Here is an 18,019-nt window from a genome sequence, read left to right on the forward strand (position 1 = left end):
TCGATTCGGGGATCCCGGTGTTTATTTGTGATCCCCACTCGCCGTGGCAGCGGGGATCGAACGAGAACCTCAACGGACTCATCCGTGATTTCTATCCCAAGGGCACGAACTTCAACGACGTGTCCGAGGACGAGTTGCGGCAGATGCAGGACTTGCTGAATGCTCGCCCGCGGAAAACGTTGGGGTTTAATACGCCGGCTGAGACACTAGACGAGTACCTCAGGGGTGTTGCACTCACCACCTGAGACCGCCACACAAATGACCCCGAAGTGCGTCCCCTCGGCGAGGACGCGGAGACGCGGGGACGCGGGGACGCGGGGACGCGGGGGCGTGGGGACCCGTGTTCGGGCTTGCGGGGCTAGGCCGCGCGCTGGATCAGGGCCGTCGCGATGGCGGCGAGGCCCTCGCCGCGCCCCGTGAAGCCCAAATGGTCAGTCGTGGTGGCGGCGAGGGACACGGGGGCGCCGACGAGCTCGCTCATCACGCGCTGTGCCTCGTCCCGGCGGGCAGAAAACCGCGGCCGGTTGCCGACGATCTGTACGGTCACGTTGACGGGCTCCCAGCCCTGTTCCGCGAGACGTGCAAGTGCCAACCGCACAAAGCCCGTGCTTGCGGCACCCTCGGTGCCTGGCTCGTCGACGCCGACGAGGCCGCCGATGTCTCCCAGGCCCGCTGCGGAGAGCAGCGCGTCAACGATCGCGTGGCACACCGCATCGCCGTCGCTATGTCCCGAGAGCCCGGGCTCGCCCGGCCAGTCCAGCCCGGCCAGCCTGAGTGGTGACGCGGGATCGTAGGCGTGCACGTCGAAGCCACTGCCGACCCGGATCACGCCTCCACCTCCAGGCCTGCGATGTTTGCGGCCAGGAAGTACTCGAGGAGCGGTAGGTCGTCCGGGGTGGTGAGCTTGTGCGCCCGCAGTTCGCCGGGAACGGTGCGGACCTGACCACCCGCGCGCTGCACGACTTCAGCGTCGTCGGTGGGCGGGTGTGCGGCGTGCTCGTCCGGCCGGGCGGCGTGCGCGGTCGCCAGCAGTTCGCGGGGGAAGCCCTGCGGCGTTTGCACAGCCACGAGGGGCGCGCGGTCAACGGTCTCGTGGACCACGCCCGCGTCGTCCACTCGCTTCAGCGTGTCTGCGACGGGGAGAGCGGGGACAACGGAAGCTCCCGTGCGCTGCACCTCGGCCGTGACACGCTCAAAAAGCGCCGCGCTCGCGAAGGGACGCGCCGCGTCATGCACGAGCACGGTGTCGACAGTGTCCGGCAGAGCGTCGAGGCCAAAGCGCACAGACTCGTGCCGCTCGCGTCCGCCGCCCACGACGGACACGCTCCAGGCAGAGCCTGAGGGGACAATCGCGTCTACGAGTGCGAGGGTCTGCGCAGCGCGCGACTCAGGGACCACGATCGCGAGGTGCCCGCTGTGGGGGAGCGACGTCACGACGCTGATGCCGAACTCGATGAGGGTGCGCCCGTGGAGCTCCACGAAGGCCTTGGGGATTCCCGCCCCCAGACGGGTGCCGGATCCGGCACCAACGAGAATCACGCCGAGGGACGCGAGCGAGTGCCGGGGGTCTGAGGAGAGTGCGCTCATGCCCTCAGGATAACGGCGCGACACGAATCCCGCGCGCCCGGAAACGCAAAACGCCCCGTGCTGGGCACGGGGCGTTCAGATGGTGCGGCGGTTAGGACGCGAGGACCTCATCGAGGACCGCGCCGGCCTTTTCCTCATCCGTCTTCTCAGCGAGTGCCAACTCGGAGACGAGGATCTGCCGCGCCTTCGCGAGCATGCGCTTCTCGCCCGCTGACAGCGAGCGGACTTCCTGATCGCGGCGCCACAGATCACGCACGACCTCGGACACCTTGATCACGTCGCCGGAGGCGAGCTTCTCAAGGTTGGCCTTGTATCGGCGTGACCAGTTTGTCGGTTCTTCGGTGAAGGGGGCGCGAAGTACCTCGAACACGCGCTCGAGTCCTTCCTGGTCAATCACGTCGCGTACACCGACGAGATCGCAGTTCTCCGCGGGGACCTCAATTGTGAGATCTCCCTGGTTGACCTGCAGCTTCAGGAAAAGCTTTTCTTCGCCACCCAGCTTGCGCTTCTTCACCTCGATGATCTTGGCGGCGCCATGGTGGGGGTAGACAACGGTCTCTCCGACCTCAAATTGCATCGAGTGGCTCCTTTACAGTCCAACCATTAGAATACCACACCGCGTTTGCCCCGTGTTAGGTAACCCTAAGCTGCAAGCGTCGTGTGGGGGCGGCTATGATTGAGGATGACTGTGCGCGTCGGTTCGTGGCGTGGCACACACCGATACATCCACGGCTCGGAGGACCACCTTGAAGATTCGGATTGCCTCGTCTATTGCGATCGCGGCAGCTCTTGCCCTCGGGGCTACCGGGTGCAGCCTGATTGCGCCGCAGGGCACGCTCGAGCACTACGCACCGAGCGACGGTGTCGAAGTCAACCTTGAGAACGTGGATGTGCGCAACATCATGCTTATTGCGGACAAGAGCGGCGAGAACTTCAACGTCGTGTTCGGTGCGGTGAATCTCTCTGAGGCTCCGCAGGACATCGCGATCAACTTCATGGGTGAGGGAACACAGCAGGCGCGCGCGGAGTTCACCGTGCCGACCGGCAACACGCTGTTCGGGAACCCGGCTGGTGCAGAGGCTCCGGTGCTCGTGTCGATCCCGGGTGCCAAGCCTGGCGCGACTGTCGACGCCTACTTCCAGCAGGCCGGCAGCGACGAGGTGCACCACCGGATCCCCGTGCTCGACGGCACACTTGAGGAGTACCGCGACTACGTGCTTCCCGCGAACTTCTCCCAGGACGCAGACGTCTCCGAGGATGCGAAGAAGCTTGAGGCCGAGGACGCTGAGGCAGCGCAGTCCACGGTCGACAAGCCCGAGAACTAAGCACTCCGCCCACGCGGCCCGGACGGAGGCCCCCAGCACCCTCGTGGTGTTGGGGGCCTCCGTCGTTTCACAGCTTGCCTATTTCGCGTCGGATCGTTCCGCTATCCGGAGATCGAGTGGGAAATCGATGGGGGCCCCGGGGAATAGGAGCTGCCCTGCGTCGGCGGCGGCAGCGGTGATTGCGGCGGCGACGTCCTCGGCCAGAGTTTCTGGGGCGTGTACGATCACTTCGTCGTGGAGAAAAAAGACGAGGTGTGCCCTCCGGGCGAAGGTGCGTCCCGAGGCTCCAGACGCGAGCTCAGCGGGTCCAATTTCGGGGAGCGCAGCGAGACGGGCGCGCAAGCCCCCGAGCCACGCGAGCGCCCACTCGGCGGCGGTGCCCTGCACCACAAAGTTCCTGGTAAACCTGCCGTATTCTCGCGACGCGCGCCTGGCCCGCGCTTCGTCCGCAGTGCTTGCTCCGGGGAGGCTTGCCTGTGCCTGCTCGGCACGCCATTCTGGCGACGGGAGGGGTGAGGTGCGCCCTAAGCGCGTGGAGACCTGCCCGCCACGCTCCCCGGTGGCAGCGGCGCGATCGAGCATCCCCATCGCTGCCTGATAGCTCCTGCGAAGCCGCGGCGCGAGGCGTCCCGCCTCGCCGGTGGTGGCCCCGTACATCGCCCCGAGCATTGCAAACTTCGCTTCTTCGCGGGTTGTCACGGCACCCGAGGCGACGATCCCGGAGTAGAGGTCGGTGCCGCGCGCTGCGGCGGCCAGCGCGTGATCGCCCGCGGTCGCTGCGAGCACTCGCGGTTCGAGTTGCGCCACGTCGGCGCTGACAAGCCGCCAGCCAGGGTCGGCGCGGAGGGCGGGACGGAGCTGTCGGGGAAGCTGGAGCGCGCCGCCCCCGCTGGACGCCCATCTCCCGGTCACAACGCCGCCCGGCACATACACGGGCCGATAGCGGCCATCCCTGACCCACTCATCGAGCCAGACCCAGCCGTTCGCGGAGAGCAATCGGGCCAACTTCTTGTAGCTGAGGAGCGGTGCGATCGCCGGGTGCTCGTGCTCCATCAGCTCCCATTTTGAGGTGGAGGCTACGCCGATCCCGGCACTTCGCAGCGAGCGGACGAGCTTGGGTGGGGAATCGAGACTGGCTTGTGGGTCTCCCAGGGCCGCGCGAACCTGCTCGCCGAGTGCGATCATGCGGGCGGGCTTCGCGCCCGGCGCGGGTCTGGGACCGAGCTCGGCCGCAAGGATTCGGTCGTGCTCGATCGCATCCCAGGGGAGGCCCGCCGCGGACATTTCCGCGGCGATGAGTGCGCCCGCGGACTCCGCCGCGAGGAGGATTTGCAAGCCGGGGTTGCCCTCGCTTGCCGTCCGCTGGCGCGCGAACTCGGCGAGCGCGGCTGAGGCGGTGTGCGGCACGCTGTCGGGCTGGGCAGCGGCGAGCCCCAGATCGAAGAGCGTGGCCTCGGGTGCCACCTCCGGGACAGGGAGCGCCGGGCCCACCGCCCACTCTGCCGCGGCACGAAGCGGTGCCGGATCCGTTACGTGCTCAGAACTGGCCAGAATTGCGTGACACAACCGCAGATCATGGCAGCGCGCCACGCGAATACCGGCGTCGATCAGCAGCCGCGCCCAGTGGGGGGTGTCGCTCCACACCCACCGAACCGCGCCCTGCGCTTCTTGCTCGGCCACAAACCGCGGGAGTTGTGCCTGTGTGAGGGGGACCGGGGTGCCAACGGAACCGACTGCCGGGATCGGCACCGCGAGGCACGCACCGTCAGCCGCGGACTCGCCCGCTGATACGCCGATCAGCCACCAGCGCGGTGGCGCGGGATGGCTGGGGAGGGTGTCGGTAGTGGGCACGGGCTCAGCGTACTGCTCGCCACCGACACCGGAGCTTTCCCGTGCAACCGGGCTCAGCCGAAGCGGTAGCCGACGCCGCGAACCGTTGAGATGAGCTTCGGCTGTGACGCCTCTTCCTCAATCCGCGCGCGGATGCGCTTGACGTGGACGTCGAGCGTCTTTGTGTCGCCGTAGTAGTTGCTGCCCCATACTCGGTCGATGAGCTGGCCTCGCGTGAGGACCCGGCCGGAGTGCCGCATGAGCATTTCGAGGAGTTCGAACTCCCGCAGTGGCATCGCAATCTCCTCCCCACGCACGGTGACGGCGTGACGCTCGGAGTCGAGCCGGATCCCGAGCTCGTCCAGGACAAAGGCGTCGAGGTTCTCGCGCTCCTCCTCAACAGGGCCGGATCGGCGTAGCGCAGCACGCACGCGCGCGAGCAGTTCGCGGGTCGAGTAGGGCTTGGTGATGTAGTCGTCGGCACCGAGCTCCAGGCCCACGACGATATCGATCTCGCTGTCCTTCGCGGTGAGCATGATGATGGGGACCTGGGAGGTGAGCCGGATCGCGCGGCACACCTCGGTGCCGGGCAGACTGGGCAACATGAGGTCGAGCAGTATGAGGTCGGGCTGGACCTCAGCGAAGGTGCTGAGCGCCTGCGTGCCGTCGTTCGCGACCGTGACCCGGTAGCCCTCGCGCTCCAGCAGAAACGCGAGCGGGCGAGAAATTGACTCCTCGTCTTCGACGAGCAAGATGTGCTGTGCCACTAGTGAGATCCCTTCGGGGGGCGGGCGGCCGGAGCAGCCGGGGTGGATCGGGAAGCCTGCGTGCGCTCGGCGGCGGTGCGGACGGCCCGCTTCGCTTTCTTGATTCGCTTTGCGCCCTTGGCGGACTTCTGCGTTTCGTGGAGCGGAAAGGTGAGCGTGAAGCTGGAGCCTACGCCGGGCTGCGACCAGACGTCGACGTCGCCGCCGTGAGCCCGCATCGTATGGCGGGCGATACTCAAGCCCAGGCCGGTGCCGCCGTCGCCGCGGGTGCGGGCACCATCGACGCGGTAGAACCGCTCGAAGATGCGGGGCAGGTGTTCCGGCGCGATGCCGTCTCCCTGATCCGTCACCGTCACGGTGAAGCGTTCTTTCTCCGCGCTCATCCCGATCCCGACGCGGCCACCCTCGGGGGAGTGGCGCACCGCGTTGCTCAGCAGGTTCGCCACCGCCGACGCGAGCGCGGTCGGGCGGCCAAGAATCGTATCTTCCTGCCCGGCCGGCGATTCATCGGTCACGATGAGTTCGACGCCGTTCTGCCCGGCGAAGGAGCGGTGGGAGTCGACCTCACCCCGCACGAGATCTCGCAGGGACACCGCCTCGCGGTCCTCAGGGCGCAGCGCCGACTGCGCCTCGGAAAGCTGGATGATGTCGCGTGAGAGCTCGCCCAAGCGGCGAGACTCCTTCACCAGGCTCCTCGTGAATTCGCGCACGAGCTCGGGTTCCTCCGCTGCCTGCTGCGTCGCCTCGGAAAGGAGTCCGATCGCCGCGATCGGTGTCTTGAGTTCGTGGCTCACGTTCGCGATGAAGTCGCGGCGCATCGCGTTCACCCGCTGTTCTTCCCCAAGGTCCTCAGCGAGGATCAGCACAAAGCGGCGTTGGAACCGAACGATGTGAATCCGGACTGTGTCCGCGGGGTTATTGGGATCCGGCTCGTGGGTGTCTGGCACCCCGCTCGACATCACCCGCCGCACGCGGCTGAGTAGTTCCGGATCGGCGAGTTCGGCGTCGCCGATGTGGCGTTCCTCGCGTGCGGTTGGATTTGCGTAGACAGGCGCGAGCGAAGAGTCGAGAATCACCGCAAACGTGTCGATCTCATCGAGGATCGAGGTCGCCACCTCGGGGAGTTCGGGGCGCATCTCGGCCGCCCGGCGCACACCCGCACGCCGCGCGCCCACGATTGCTACCGTGGTACCTGCGCCGATCAGCACGCCGAGTGCGATCGAGGTGAGTACGAGCAAAGCCGGGTCCATGACTCTCATCGTAGAGTGACGATTTCTGGAACCAGCAGAGTTCAACTGTTGTTCACCTGCCGGTGCGGCACGGTTCATCGACGGCGCTCACACTGGGGAGGGTGCCCGGAGGCGCGAAACGGAAGAGAGGAAACGACATGCGTGAAGTGTTTCAGCAGTCGCTACGCGAGGTGCAGGATCGGCTCGTCAAGATCGCCGAACTTGTCGAGATTGCGATCGAGGATGCCACGAGCGCGTTCGGCAACTCGGACGTCGCCGTCGCCGAGCGAGTGATTGACAGTGTCGAGGAGATCGAGACGCTGGCCGCGGAGCTCGATCAGCAGGCGATCGATATCCTGGCCCGGCAGCAGCCGGTCGCATCGGATCTGCGCCTGGTTGTGGGGGCGTTGCGCATGAGCTCGTCACTGGAGCGGATGGCGGATCTGGCCCAGCACATCGCGCAGCTCGCACGCTACCGCTACCCGGAGAGCGCGATCCCGAAGGGCCTGAGTAAGACCTTCGTGCGGATGGCTGCGCTTGACGTCGAAATGGCGTCGAAGCTCGTGGAACTGCTGCGCACGCAGGACGCAAAGGTCATCGACGAGATTCGTGATCTTGACGACGATCTGGACGAGCTGCACGCGAAAGTGTTCGAGAAGGTGCTCAGCGACAAGCTCGCCGACAACCCGACCGGGGTCGTGGACGCGACCCTCGCGAGCCGCTATCACGAGCGCTTCGGCGATCACGCCGTGAGCGTCGCCAAGCAGATGCAGTTCTTCCTCAGCGGATCGCTGGACTGATCGGCGGATCTGAGTAACCCAGAGCCCACCCGCACCCCTGGTGCGGGTGGGCTCTGGCAGTAGGCTAGGCAGTGTGAACCAGCGCATTTACGATTCCCGCACCCAGTCGGTTGTCGACTTCGAGCCCCGCGAGGCGGGCCGGGTCGGGCTGTACGTGTGTGGGCCGACGGTGCAGTCCTCGCCGCACATCGGACACCTGCGCAGTGCGCTCGTGTACGACCAGATGCGGCGGTGGTTCGCTGCGACCGGGCACGACGTCACGCTGATCCGCAACGTCACGGACATCGACGATAAGGTCCTGGACAACGCGCGCCTCGGCCAAGAAGCGGGCGGCAGCGAGCAGTGGTGGGGGCTCGCCTACCGCGTGGAACGCGAGTTTACGGCCGCGTACGAGGCGCTCGGTGTCCTCCCGCCCACGTATGAGCCCCGAGCCACGGCAAACGTGGACCGGATGATCACACTGATCGAGCGGTTGATTGCTCGGGGCCACGCCTATCCGGCAGCGGACGGTTCGGCGAGCGTCTATTTCGATACGGCGAGCTGGCCCGAATACGGTGCGTTGACCCGCCAGCGCCGCGACCAGATGGAAGACGCGGCCGACTCCGAGCCTGTCGGGAAGCGTGATCCGCGCGATTTCGCGCTCTGGAAGGCGTACCGCGACACCGAGCCCGAATCGGCGTCCTGGCCTTCGCCCTGGGGGCGCGGCCGCCCCGGCTGGCACATTGAGTGCTCGGCGATGGCTCACCGCTACCTGGGTGAGGAATTCGATATCCACGGTGGCGGGCTCGACCTGCGCTTCCCGCATCACGAAAACGAACTGGCCCAGTCGCAGGCCGCCGGACATGCTTTTGCGCGGCACTGGGTCCACAACGGGCTCGTCAACACGGGCGGCCAGAAGATGTCGAAGTCGCTGGGTAACTCACTGTTCGCAGCGGATCTGCTCGCGCAGGCCCGGCCCGTGGTGCTGCGCTACTACCTGGGATCGGCACACTATCGCTCGGTGCTTGATTTCTCGGACACCTCGCTCGCCGAGGCTGAGGCCGCGTTCTCGCGGATCGAGGGGTTCCTCGCGCGGGCCGTGGACGCAGGGATCGTTGTCGAATTGAGTCATCAGGCTCCCGTGCAGGCTGAACAGCTCCCCGCCGAGTTTGTTGCGGCGATGCACGACGATTTCGCGATCCCGCAGGCGCTCGCGGTGATCCATCAGGCCGTGCGCGCGGGGAATTCGCTGCTCGATGATCGGGCCGCGCAGGATTCTGCGGCTATCGCCACGTATACTTATCAGATTCTTGGCATGCTCGAGGTGCTCGGTCTCGATCCGAGAGACCCGCACTGGGCAGGCGCAGAGCGCACTACCGCGCTCGACAGTCTCGTCACGGCGCTTATCGCGCAGCGATCTGAGGCACGCGCGAACCGAGATTTCGCGAAGAGCGACGAGATTCGCGACTCCCTGCAGGACGCAGGGGTCGTGCTTGAAGACACCCCAACCGGAACACGCTGGAGCCTGACATGAGTAACAAAAAGAGCCGTACCGGAGCTATCCGGAAGAAGGGGCTCGGCAAGGGCGTCGGTTCCGGAGGACAGGGGCGCCAGGCGCTTGAGGGCCGCGGACCCACGCCGCGGGCCGAGGACCGCGAGTACCACGCCGCCTACAAGGCGAAGAAGTCGCGCGAGCGTTTCGTTGCCGCCAAGGAGCGTCACGCCGCGCGTACCGGGCAGCCGCTCGATCGTGGGCGTTCGTCCGGCGGACCGCGCAAGAAGGACGAGTCTGAGCTTGTGACCGGTCGCAACGCGGTCGTCGAGGCGCTGCGCGCCCGCATCCCCGCGTCAACGCTGTACATCGCCGCGAAGGTTGAGATGGACGACCGGATGCGGGAGATCCTGCGCCTGGCCACGAACCGCAGCGTGCCCGTGCTTGAGGTCATGCGGCAAGAGCTTGACCGCATGACGGAGCGCGACACCGTGCACCAGGGCGTTGTCCTGAAGGTGCCGCCGATGGACTACGCGCATCCGATGGAGATGCTGGACCAGATCGTCGAACGCGGCGATACGCCGCTGATCGTGGCCCTCGACGGGGTCACGGATCCGCGCAACCTGGGCGCGATCATCCGTTCCGTCGGCGCGTTCGGAGGCCAGGGGGTTGTTGTGCCGCAGCGCCGCTCGGCTGGTCTGAACTCGGCCGCGTGGAAGACCTCCGCGGGTGCCGCAGCGCGGATCCCGGTCGCGATGGCTTCGAACCTGACGCAGACGATCAAAGAGTTCAAAAAGCAGGGCGTGTTCATCGTCGGCCTCGACGGCGACGGCGACGTTATGCTGCCCGGTCTCGAGCTCGCTGACCGGCCGCTGATGATCGTAATCGGCAGCGAGGGCAAAGGCCTGTCCCGCCTCGTGACTGAGACCTGTGACGCGATCGTGTCGATCCCGATTCACGAGGTCACCGAGTCGCTGAATGCCGGTATTGCGGCGAGTGTGGCACTGTACGAGGTGTCGCGCCTGCGTGGTGCTGCGGCGGATGCGGCTGACGCCAGCTAAAGCACGGTGAGCTCTGTGGCGCGCCAGCGCTCCGCGTTTCGTTCAAGTCGGAGCGCGACAACGCTGGTGCGCCCCCGTGCATGAAGTACCACCGCGGCCTCCACAATCTCGGGGTGCGGCCTACTGGTGTGGGCTGGCCCCGGAAGCGCGACGATCCGGCGTTGATCGTGGATGAGGGTCCGGCGCTCGACGCGTAGCGAGCGGCGCGCCTGCAGCTCGCGGACAACTTCGGGCGTGACGGTGCCCGCCAGCTGTGAGATCGAGCGGGTCCCTTCGATTGCTTCGAAGGCGTAGAGCGCGAGCCGCTGAATGGCGGTTTCCGGGGGCGGGAGCGGCACCGGTGGGTTCGCCGGGACTCGTGAGTCGGGTTCTCCTGGCGGCGAGGTGACGAGTTCGAGGCGCGCGGCACCGTCCTTGTGAGCGCTCCGGTGCACGTATCGGGAGCGTCGATTATCGCTTCCGGGAACGATGTCTGACAGTGCTCGGACAGCGGTCGACTCTGACACTGGGATCCTTTCGGTGGTCCCGGAATGTATAGCGCGAGATCCCCCACGTCGCCCTGGGGACCCGGGATCGAGATGTGTGATGCCCACCCTAGAAAAATTCACACAATCTGGGTCAAATACCTTTTTCACCCAGGAGCTTCCGGGTGCGCGGGCCGTTCCCGCGTTCACACCGTGCGTGCTCTACTCTGGTGACGTGGCTACACTGCGGAACCTTGCGACGAAGTATTCCTCGATCAGCGAAGAAGAGATCGAGTGGCTTGAGCTGCTCGCACTCGACTGGCAACTCCTCGCCGACCTCGCACTCAGCGACGTGGTGCTGTGGGTGCCGACCGAGAACGATGAGTATCTGGCGGTGGCGCATAGCCGGCCGGCTGGATCTGTCACGCTGTTCTACCGCGATGTGATCGGCGACTTCCTGCGTTCTGACTGGCGTGGGCTTGTGGATCAGGCGATGACGACCGGCAAGCGCGCGGTCTCCACCTCGCCCGCGTGGTATGAGGAACATCCGATGCGCCTCACCGCGTACTCGGTGAACCGGATTGACGCGCAAGGCGCACTCCAGGGCCCATTCGCGGTCCTCACTGTGCACACGAGCGTCGCGGACACGCAGCCGGCATCGCGCATCGGTGCCGCTTTCCGGGAGGTGGCGGAGGACCTGTTTGGCATGATCCAGGATGGGCTGTTCCCGACTCCGAGCAATTCGCGTGGCGGGGAACAGGGGTCTCCTCGGGCCTCCGACGGGCTTGTGCGTATCAACCTCGAGGGTGAGGCGACATTTGCCAGTCCAAACACGCAAACCACATTCACAACGCTGGGCTACCGCGACGAGATCGAGGGCGAGAACTTCGCTGAAGTGATTGCGGAGATCGTGAAGGGACAGTTTGACACGAACGAATCGCTCCCGCTGATCGCTCAGGGCAAGATCGCGAAGCGCGTGGAGATCGATGCGCGGGGCCGCACCGTCACTCTGCGGTCGATCCCCGTGTTCCGGGACGGGGCTCGTGTCGGAGGAATCGTGCTTACCCGCGATGTGACCGAGCTGCGCCAGCAGGCACAGGAGCTCATCACTCGCGACGCGACGATCCGCGAGATCCACCACAGGGTCAAGAACAACTTGCAGACAGTGGCCTCCCTTCTGCGCGTGCAGGCGCGCCGTGCGCGCAGCGAGGAAGCCAAAGAGGTGCTGGGGCAGGCGATGCGTCGCGTCGCCGCCATCGCCGTGGTCCACGACACGCTTGCGACCGGGCTGTCCCAGATCGTCGACTTTGACGAGGTCTTTGCGCGTGTGCTTGGGCTTGCGGCCGAGGTGGCGAGCCTGCACGGCACCACGGTGCACCCGCACAAGGAGGGGTCGTTCGGGGAACTGCCCTCGGAGTACGCGACCCCGCTGGCGCTCGCACTCACCGAGATCGTGACCAACGCAGTAGAGCACGGGCTTGCGGGCCGCGAGGGTGAGGTGTTTATCCGGGCGGACCGGAACGAGCAGCGCCTCGCCGTCGAGGTCGTGGACACGGGCACTGGACTTCCCGGTGGCACCGTCGGGGACGGCCTCGGCACTCAGATCGTGCGCACGCTGATTGAGGGCGAGCTTGGCGGCACAATTGAGTGGGCCCCGGATGCGGGCGGTGGGACGCGAGTCGCGATCCAGTTCCCGTTGCACTGGATCTCCACGCAGACCCGTGAGATGCCGCGCGTTCGCGTGTAGCCGCGCGGCCGCGGCCGTGCGAATTGCGCCGGTGGAACGGTGCAGTGGCAATTGATAGGATGCCCACAGTTAATGTGAAGGCTAGGAGATCCTATGCGCCGTCAGAATCACGCGCCGTGCGAACGCCGGCGATCCAGGACAGGCTTTCGACGCGTCCCGATCGCGGTGCTCCTCGCGACCGCGATCGCAACGGCGTTCACCGGGTGCGGCCCGTTCACACTTTCGCTCTCCGTACCTGCCGAGTCGGCGGCTGAGCCGGATCCGACACCCGTGACTCGGGTGCCCGAAACGGCAACACCCACGCCTGAACGCACCGAGGTGGCGCTCTGCGCAGACGGCTCAACGCGACGGGACATGCGGTTTACCGACAGCAACGCGAGCGGTCGCTGGGGTGGCACAATCCGGGAGCATGGCGGCAAAACGTACCGCATCGAGGCCACGGTTCAGGACGAGGGGTGTGACGTTACCGGCACCTTTACCTATGTGGAGCTCGGGTGCAGCGGCACCTGGGCAGCCCCCGCCGCGGAGGATGTCTCGGAGCCGCAGCCGGGCCCCCGCGGGATCCGGGCACGCATCACGGAAACTGTCACGCACGACCCGGACCGCGCCTGCGCGAGCACCGCGCAGGTGCAACTCGTCTACGGTCCCGCGGGGATGCTCTACGCATCGGGCTGGGATATGCCAGACGGCTCCGACATGGAGTCCCGAGCGCAGCTCGAGCCCCAGCCCTGACCTGTCGGACCGCACCCAGATCAGCGCCGACGGTTTCGGACAATCACTGCCGTGCCTACCGCGAGCAGGATCGCCCCCAGTCCGAGCATTGTCGCGATCACCCAGGCGTCACCGTCAAGCTGCCCGGAGCCGAAGGAGCGCTGCACCACATAGCCGCAAAAGACGAGGATCAGTGCGCCCCACACGATCGGGCCGGTGCGGGGGAGCGGGCGTGTGGGAGCGGGGCTCGGCTGGGCAGGGTGCGGTGCAGTCTGGGGTGCCTGGGAGGGGTTGCCGTGAGCGGCCTGGTACGGGCCACCCGAGGGTGCGGCTGATGCGGGAACCGACGCCGTCGGGGCGTCCGATCCCGACGCGGGTGCCTGGGGAAGGACAGCCGTGGCGTCGCCGTCGGGGGCCGTGTCAACGGATGCCGCTACCGGGAGCGAGGCGGTGCCATCCGCCCCCGGAACATCAGGGGTTGCCGGTTCATCTGCGCGGGGTGTGGTGGTCATCGTGCCCCCTCCAATTCTCGATCGAGCTTCAATTCGAGCGCGTCCCGCTTGCGCTCAAGCCCGTCACGTTTTCCCTCGGTGATGTCGGGATTTTCCAGTAGCCACTCCACTCGGGCGATCTCAGACTCGAGACCCGCGGTGCGCTCCTCCGCCTCGCGACTGAGGTCCGTGACGCTGAAGCCGCGCTCAGCTGAACCCGCGGCACCGTCAGCTCCCGAGATTGTGACCTGCCCGGCGAGCAGATAGACAGTGACGTGAGGTACGCCGCGGGTGGAGGCCCGATCCGGCACATTCACCGCGATAGTTCTGTTCAAGAATGGCCCAGCCATCCGTTCGCCCTCATCGTCAGCGTCAGACATTTGCCCGGCGAGCATTCGCACGGTGACAAGCGCAGGCGCGTTCGTGGGGAGCTCAATTTCGCTGCGCCCCGCGAGCTGCCAGAGCACGAGATCAGTGTCGCCGGAGCGTAGCGTGGTCAGGTCTACCTCGGAGGTTCCCGCGAGGAGCACCGCGCCGGGGACACTGCCGCCGGTCACGTGCATGGTGCCAAAAGGAAGGAACCGGGTGCCCCAGGGCAGCACCACCGTGACGAGCAACGCGAGCACCCCGACACACGAGAGGAAGCCGACCCAGCCGGTGTGACGTCCCCGAATGCCCGCGATGATGAGCGAGATCGCCAGCACACCCAGCGCGGCAGCGAGTGCGGCGATCGCGGCGGGGTGGACCCCGCTCGAGAACGGGAGGACCGGGTCTGCGCTGAAGGCCCAGGCTGCCGCCCCGCCCGCGGCCAAGAGCGCAAGCGCCAGCGTGAGCACGACGTGTCCGGCCCCCAGCTTGTGCGCGTCGTGGTGCTCGGCGTAGCGAGCGCTCCAGGCGTCGGCCTGCTTGCCGACCTCGTCACTCCAGCGCGTTGCCGTTTCACCGGCGCGCTGTCCCCAGGCACCGGCCTGTTCGCCCACGCGGTGCGCGAACTCCTCACTCCGATCGGCGAACGCGTTCGCCTGTGCGGTGAATCCTGCGGTACCAGGCGTCGGCGTGGCTGATCCGGCAGATCCGGTGGATCCGGTGGATCCGGTGGATCCGGTGGATCCGGTGGATCCGGTGGATCCGGTGGATCCGGTGGATCCGGTGGATCCGGTGGATCCGGCAGATCCGGATCTGGGATCGGCCTGCGGGGCGTTACCGGCGTGCGGGGCTGCGGGCTGCGGGTCCGCTGCGGGCGCGGTGAATGCTGCGGGGGCGGTGAACGCGGGTGCGTCGGGCGCACCAGGCGCACCGGGTGCACCAGGTTCGCCCGGCGTCGCAGATCCCGTCTGCTGTGAGCGGCCACGTGTCAGCATGACCTTCCGGAGCCAGAGTCCACCGAACACGAGGATTGCGATCCAGGCGATCCAGCTGAGGGTAGCGCTCAACCAGCCGGGGAGTCCGAGGAAGCCCCAGGCGCCCCAGCCCCAAACCGAGAACGGCGTGGCGATACCTGGGACGATAATCGAGAGTGCCGCCGGGATAAAGACGAGAACCGCGAGAATGATCGCGGTGGTCAGGACCCCGGCGCTCGCTCGCCCCCGGAAGATCTCCTCCACGTGGATGCGACCCGTGTAATCCGGGAGAAGGAGCCACGCGAGCAGGTACACGAGCACACCCGGCCCGCCGAGCAGCGCGAGCACCACGAAAATACCGCGGACAAGCATCGGGTCGAGCCCGGTTCGGGCCGCGATTCCGCCGGCGACGCCGGCGAACCAACGGTCGTTCCCGCGGACAACGCCGAGATTCCGGAGCCAGGAGAAGAAGGCGCTTCCGGTGGGCGGCGGCGTCGCCCCGGACGGGGGTGTCTCCGGGGACGGCTGCCCCGCGGGATCTACGTCAGGTGTATGGGTCATGCTTCGATTCTGACGCAGGCCACGTCTCGGGGCTATGCGGGTTCCCCCTGATCCGACCCTGACTTTCACCGATTCGCACCCCGAGGCGGCGGCGCACCTGCTTGGATGGAATCATGACCCGCCCCCCGCTGCTGCGTACGACCGACGACCGGTTGCTCGCTGGTGTGTGCGGGGGTCTGGCGGATCACCTCGGGATCCCCGCTACCGTGGTCCGCGGGATCATGCTGGCGCTTACCCTCCTCGGGGGTGCCGGCGGGCTGCTCTATCTGTGGCTCTGGGCGATGATCCCGCGCGCGGGTGACGCGGATCCGATCGTGCCGATGCGGCGTGCGCTCACGCGGCCGGCCACGCCGAGCGGGCCTGTGAGGCACGGTGCCTTGGGCGGCCATCCCGGTCCGGCTCCCGCGGGCCGTGCAGGGGACGAGCCCGGCTCATGGCTGCCGCACACCGATCCGGCAGCCGGCCCCGAAGTGCGACGAGCCAGTCCCGGCGGAGAAACGGCCCCCCAAGAGGGGGCGCAGCGGAGCCGATGGCCGATCGCGGAACTCCTGCTCGGTGCCTGCCTGCTCGTGGCCGGCCTCGGCTTTGTCCTGGTGAGGCTGGGGGCGGAACTCAACCTGTCCGTGATCCTCCCCGCAATGGCAGTGCTCGTTGGTGTGGGTCTCGCGTGGTGGCAGATCGCGGATCGCGATCGTCCCGACCGCAATCAGGTTCCCCGGGTGCTGGGAGCATTGGCGCTCGTAGCTGTGGGGGTCCTGCTCTTCTTCGTCACTTCCCGGGAACCCAGCGTTTGGACAGTGATCGCCGCGGCCTTCGCCGTGCTCGCGGGGGTCGCCCTCGCGATCGCGCCGTGGCTGTTGCGACTCAACCGTGAGCTGATCGCCGAGCGGGCCGCACGCGCCCGCGAGGCCGAGCGCTCCGACATCGCCGCCCACCTCCACGACTCCGTACTGCAGACCCTTGCCCTGATCCAGCAGCGATCCGAACCCGGGAGCGAGGTGTCTCGGATCGCCCGCGGCCAGGAACGAGAGCTGCGAGAGTGGCTGTTCCGTGCCGCCGATGGGATCCCCCGCCCGCCCCGGGAAGCCGTCGGGGAGGAACTGCGCGCCCTCGCCGCGGCGCTCGAGGAGGAGCACGCCGTGCGGTTCGAGATCGTCGAGGTGGGCGCGCTTGGCGAGGTTCCGGAACCCATCATCGCCGCCGCACGCGAGGCGATGCTGAACGCCGCACGACACGCGGGCGGGGAGGTCACCGTCTACGCGGAGGCGACGGACGCGCGCATCACGATTGATGTCACGGACCGGGGGCCGGGGCTCGACCTCGAGCAGCTCCCACCCGGACGCATGGGCGTGCGCGATTCGATCCTGGGCCGCATGGAGCGCGCCGGGGGCACGGCGCGCATCGTGCCTGGGCCGGGCGGCGGAACGTCGGTGCGGCTCGGGATCCCGCGCCACGACCCAGCACCCCTGTCAGCCCCGAGCGAGGAGCCCCTCACCCATGAGTAGCGAGCAGAACGACGCCGCAGCGCTGATCCGAGTGGTGATCGTTGACGACCACCAGATTTTCCGCACGGGTCTCCGCGCCGAGCTGGGGACGGAACTGGACGTGGTGGGGGAGGCCGGCACCGTTGATGAAGCGGTCAGCGTGATTGCGGCGACCGGCCCGGATGTTGTCCTCCTCGACGTGCACCTCCCCGGCGGGACCGGCGGCGGTGGTGCCGAGGTGCTGCGACTGCTCGCCTCCACACCTGTCGCAACGGCCACCCGGGTGTTGGCCCTGAGCGTGTCTGATGCGGCGGACGACGTGGTGAGTGTGATCCGGGCCGGTGCGCGAGGCTACCTGACGAAGACAGCCTCCGGGGCCGACGTCACCGCCGCCGTGGTGCGCGTGCACGGCGGCGATGCGGTGTTCTCCCCGCGGCTCGCAGGGTTCGTGCTGGACGCGTTTGGGACCGGCGGCGGGGAAATCGCGGCGGCCGATGACGAGCTGGACCGGCTTTCCGCACGTGAGCAGGAGGTCATGCGCATGATCGCCCGCGGCTACGCCTACAAAGAGGTCGCCGCCGAACTGTTCCTTTCCGTCAAAACCGTGGAGACTCACGTGTCTAAAGTTCTGCGCAAGCTCCAGCTCTCCAACCGGCACGAACTCACTGCCTGGGCGCTGTCCCGCCGTCTCCTGTAGCGCTGCGGGAGCCTGTCCTGCGCTGCGCTGCGCTGCGCTGCGCTGCCCTTCCCTGCACCCTGCCTGCGGGTGCGGGTGCCCTGCTCTGCCCCGCCCGCGCGCAGAGTTCCCGCGTTGGGCGCCGAGAACGCACTTATGTGCATTCGGTGGCCGTGGAACGCGCGAAACTGGCAACTCGGCGGGGTTAGGGTTTGGGGTTGGGGTTAGGGCTTGGGGTTGGGATCTTGGGGAGTCAGGGCCTGAGCCTGGTCTGGCCGGGGAGCCCGTTGCGTGCGCCCGCCCATTCGCGTGGCCGTTGCTTCACCTCTTGCTCTTTTCCGGGGTGCCCGGCCACGCCTCCCGGGTCCAGAACGCAATTAGGGGCGTTCCCGAGGCGTGGAACGCGCGAAACTGGCAACTCGGCGTGGAGCGGCCAGCCCATCGCGGACTGGTTCTGGCGCGCGCACCTGTGGCT

18 protein-coding genes are annotated in these 18,019 nt (G+C 67.3%); 9 read left to right on the forward strand and 9 right to left on the reverse strand.

Annotation, left to right across the window (positions count from 1 at the left end; translation table 11 throughout):
• The coding region (locus FM113_RS08495; RefSeq protein ID WP_254908927.1) for an IS30 family transposase at window positions 1-245 on the forward strand (245 nt) is incomplete at its 5' end.
• A gap of 113 nt (window positions 246-358) precedes the next feature.
• On the opposite strand, the gene ispF is transcribed toward FM113_RS08495, so the two are convergent.
• The 3 genes from ispF to FM113_RS08510 form a co-directional block, all read right to left on the reverse strand.
• The gene (gene ispF / locus FM113_RS08500; protein WP_087013537.1) at window positions 359-829 is read right to left on the reverse strand and encodes a 2-C-methyl-D-erythritol 2,4-cyclodiphosphate synthase; all 471 of its coding nucleotides are present in this window, start codon (window positions 827-829) and stop codon (window positions 359-361) included.
• A complete protein-coding gene (gene ispD, locus FM113_RS08505; protein ID WP_087013540.1) occupies window positions 826-1,587 on the reverse strand; it encodes a 2-C-methyl-D-erythritol 4-phosphate cytidylyltransferase in 762 nt (253 codons plus the stop codon). Before ispD ends, ispF begins: the two co-directional genes overlap by 4 nt.
• A 91-nt stretch (window positions 1,588-1,678) precedes the next feature.
• On the reverse strand, window positions 1,679-2,164 hold the full coding sequence (locus FM113_RS08510; RefSeq protein WP_087013543.1) for a CarD family transcriptional regulator: 486 nt from the start codon (window positions 2,162-2,164) through the stop codon (window positions 1,679-1,681).
• A 169-nt stretch (window positions 2,165-2,333) separates the two neighbouring features.
• Between FM113_RS08510 and FM113_RS08515 the strand changes: the two genes are divergently transcribed.
• Window positions 2,334-2,912 (forward strand): DNA modification methylase, encoded by a 579-nt coding sequence (locus FM113_RS08515; protein WP_087013545.1) that lies wholly within the window; start codon window positions 2,334-2,336, stop codon window positions 2,910-2,912.
• A gap of 78 nt (window positions 2,913-2,990) precedes the next feature.
• Here the strand turns inward: FM113_RS08515 and FM113_RS08520 are convergent, their stop codons facing one another.
• From FM113_RS08520 to FM113_RS08530, 3 genes are read right to left on the reverse strand one after another with little or no spacing between them, the layout of a single operon-like run.
• Window positions 2,991-4,763 (reverse strand): bifunctional 3'-5' exonuclease/DNA polymerase, encoded by a 1,773-nt coding sequence (locus FM113_RS08520; RefSeq protein WP_254908928.1) that lies wholly within the window; start codon window positions 4,761-4,763, stop codon window positions 2,991-2,993.
• Between the two features lie 53 nt (window positions 4,764-4,816).
• Window positions 4,817-5,509 (reverse strand): response regulator transcription factor, encoded by a 693-nt coding sequence (locus FM113_RS08525; protein ID WP_087013548.1) that lies wholly within the window; start codon window positions 5,507-5,509, stop codon window positions 4,817-4,819.
• Window positions 5,509-6,759, reverse strand: a complete 1,251-nt coding sequence (locus FM113_RS08530) for a cell wall metabolism sensor histidine kinase WalK (protein WP_087013552.1) — start codon at window positions 6,757-6,759, stop codon at window positions 5,509-5,511. Before FM113_RS08530 ends, FM113_RS08525 begins: the two co-directional genes overlap by 1 nt.
• Before the next feature lie 137 nt (window positions 6,760-6,896).
• Between FM113_RS08530 and phoU the strand changes: the two genes are divergently transcribed.
• The 3 genes from phoU (at window position 6,897) to rlmB (ending at window position 10,070) form a co-directional block, all read left to right on the forward strand.
• Complete coding sequence (phoU, locus tag FM113_RS08535; RefSeq protein WP_087013554.1) at window positions 6,897-7,538, forward strand: phosphate signaling complex protein PhoU; 642 nt, start codon at window positions 6,897-6,899, stop codon at window positions 7,536-7,538.
• A 73-nt stretch (window positions 7,539-7,611) separates the two neighbouring features.
• Complete coding sequence (gene cysS, locus FM113_RS08540; protein WP_087013557.1) at window positions 7,612-9,051, forward strand: cysteine--tRNA ligase; 1,440 nt, start codon at window positions 7,612-7,614, stop codon at window positions 9,049-9,051.
• Entirely contained in the window at window positions 9,048-10,070 is a 1,023-nt protein-coding gene (gene rlmB, locus FM113_RS08545; RefSeq protein ID WP_087013560.1) for a 23S rRNA (guanosine(2251)-2'-O)-methyltransferase RlmB, read from the forward strand. The genes cysS and rlmB overlap by 4 nt, the downstream gene beginning before the upstream one ends.
• Here rlmB and FM113_RS08550 read toward each other — a convergent pair.
• On the reverse strand, window positions 10,067-10,576 hold the full coding sequence (locus tag FM113_RS08550) for an Rv3235 family protein (RefSeq protein ID WP_087013563.1): 510 nt from the start codon (window positions 10,574-10,576) through the stop codon (window positions 10,067-10,069). The two genes, rlmB and FM113_RS08550, sit on opposite strands and share 4 nt — an antisense overlap.
• Window positions 10,577-10,769: 193 nt before the next feature.
• Here FM113_RS08550 and FM113_RS08555 point away from each other — a divergent pair, with 193 nt between their 5' ends.
• Both FM113_RS08555 and FM113_RS08560 read left to right on the forward strand, forming a co-directional pair.
• Window positions 10,770-12,281 carry a sensor histidine kinase gene (locus FM113_RS08555; RefSeq protein WP_087013583.1) on the forward strand — a complete coding sequence of 504 codons (1,512 nt, stop codon included), beginning with the start codon at window positions 10,770-10,772 and terminating at the stop codon, window positions 12,279-12,281.
• Window positions 12,282-12,374: 93 nt separating this feature from the next.
• Window positions 12,375-13,013, forward strand: a complete 639-nt coding sequence (locus FM113_RS08560) for a hypothetical protein (protein ID WP_087013565.1) — start codon at window positions 12,375-12,377, stop codon at window positions 13,011-13,013.
• A gap of 20 nt (window positions 13,014-13,033) precedes the next feature.
• Here FM113_RS08560 and FM113_RS08565 read toward each other — a convergent pair whose 3' ends face one another.
• A complete protein-coding gene (locus tag FM113_RS08565) occupies window positions 13,034-13,504 on the reverse strand; it encodes a hypothetical protein (RefSeq protein ID WP_087013568.1) in 471 nt (156 codons plus the stop codon).
• Entirely contained in the window at window positions 13,501-15,384 is a 1,884-nt protein-coding gene (locus FM113_RS08570; RefSeq protein WP_087013571.1) for a PspC domain-containing protein, read from the reverse strand. The genes FM113_RS08565 and FM113_RS08570 overlap by 4 nt, the downstream gene beginning before the upstream one ends.
• A 113-nt stretch (window positions 15,385-15,497) precedes the next feature.
• On the opposite strand from FM113_RS08570, the gene FM113_RS08575 reads away from it, so the two are divergent.
• Both FM113_RS08575 and FM113_RS08580 read left to right on the forward strand, forming a co-directional pair.
• Window positions 15,498-16,889 (forward strand): ATP-binding protein, encoded by a 1,392-nt coding sequence (locus FM113_RS08575; RefSeq protein ID WP_087013574.1) that lies wholly within the window; start codon window positions 15,498-15,500, stop codon window positions 16,887-16,889.
• On the forward strand, window positions 16,882-17,565 hold the full coding sequence (locus tag FM113_RS08580; RefSeq protein WP_087013577.1) for a response regulator transcription factor: 684 nt from the start codon (window positions 16,882-16,884) through the stop codon (window positions 17,563-17,565). The genes FM113_RS08575 and FM113_RS08580 overlap by 8 nt, the downstream gene beginning before the upstream one ends.
• Window positions 17,566-18,019 lie beyond the last annotated feature (454 nt).

The sequence above is a fragment of the Leucobacter sp. 7(1) genome (genome assembly GCF_900163635.1).
In the GTDB taxonomy this organism is placed as follows: Bacteria; Actinomycetota; Actinomycetes; order Actinomycetales; family Microbacteriaceae; genus Leucobacter.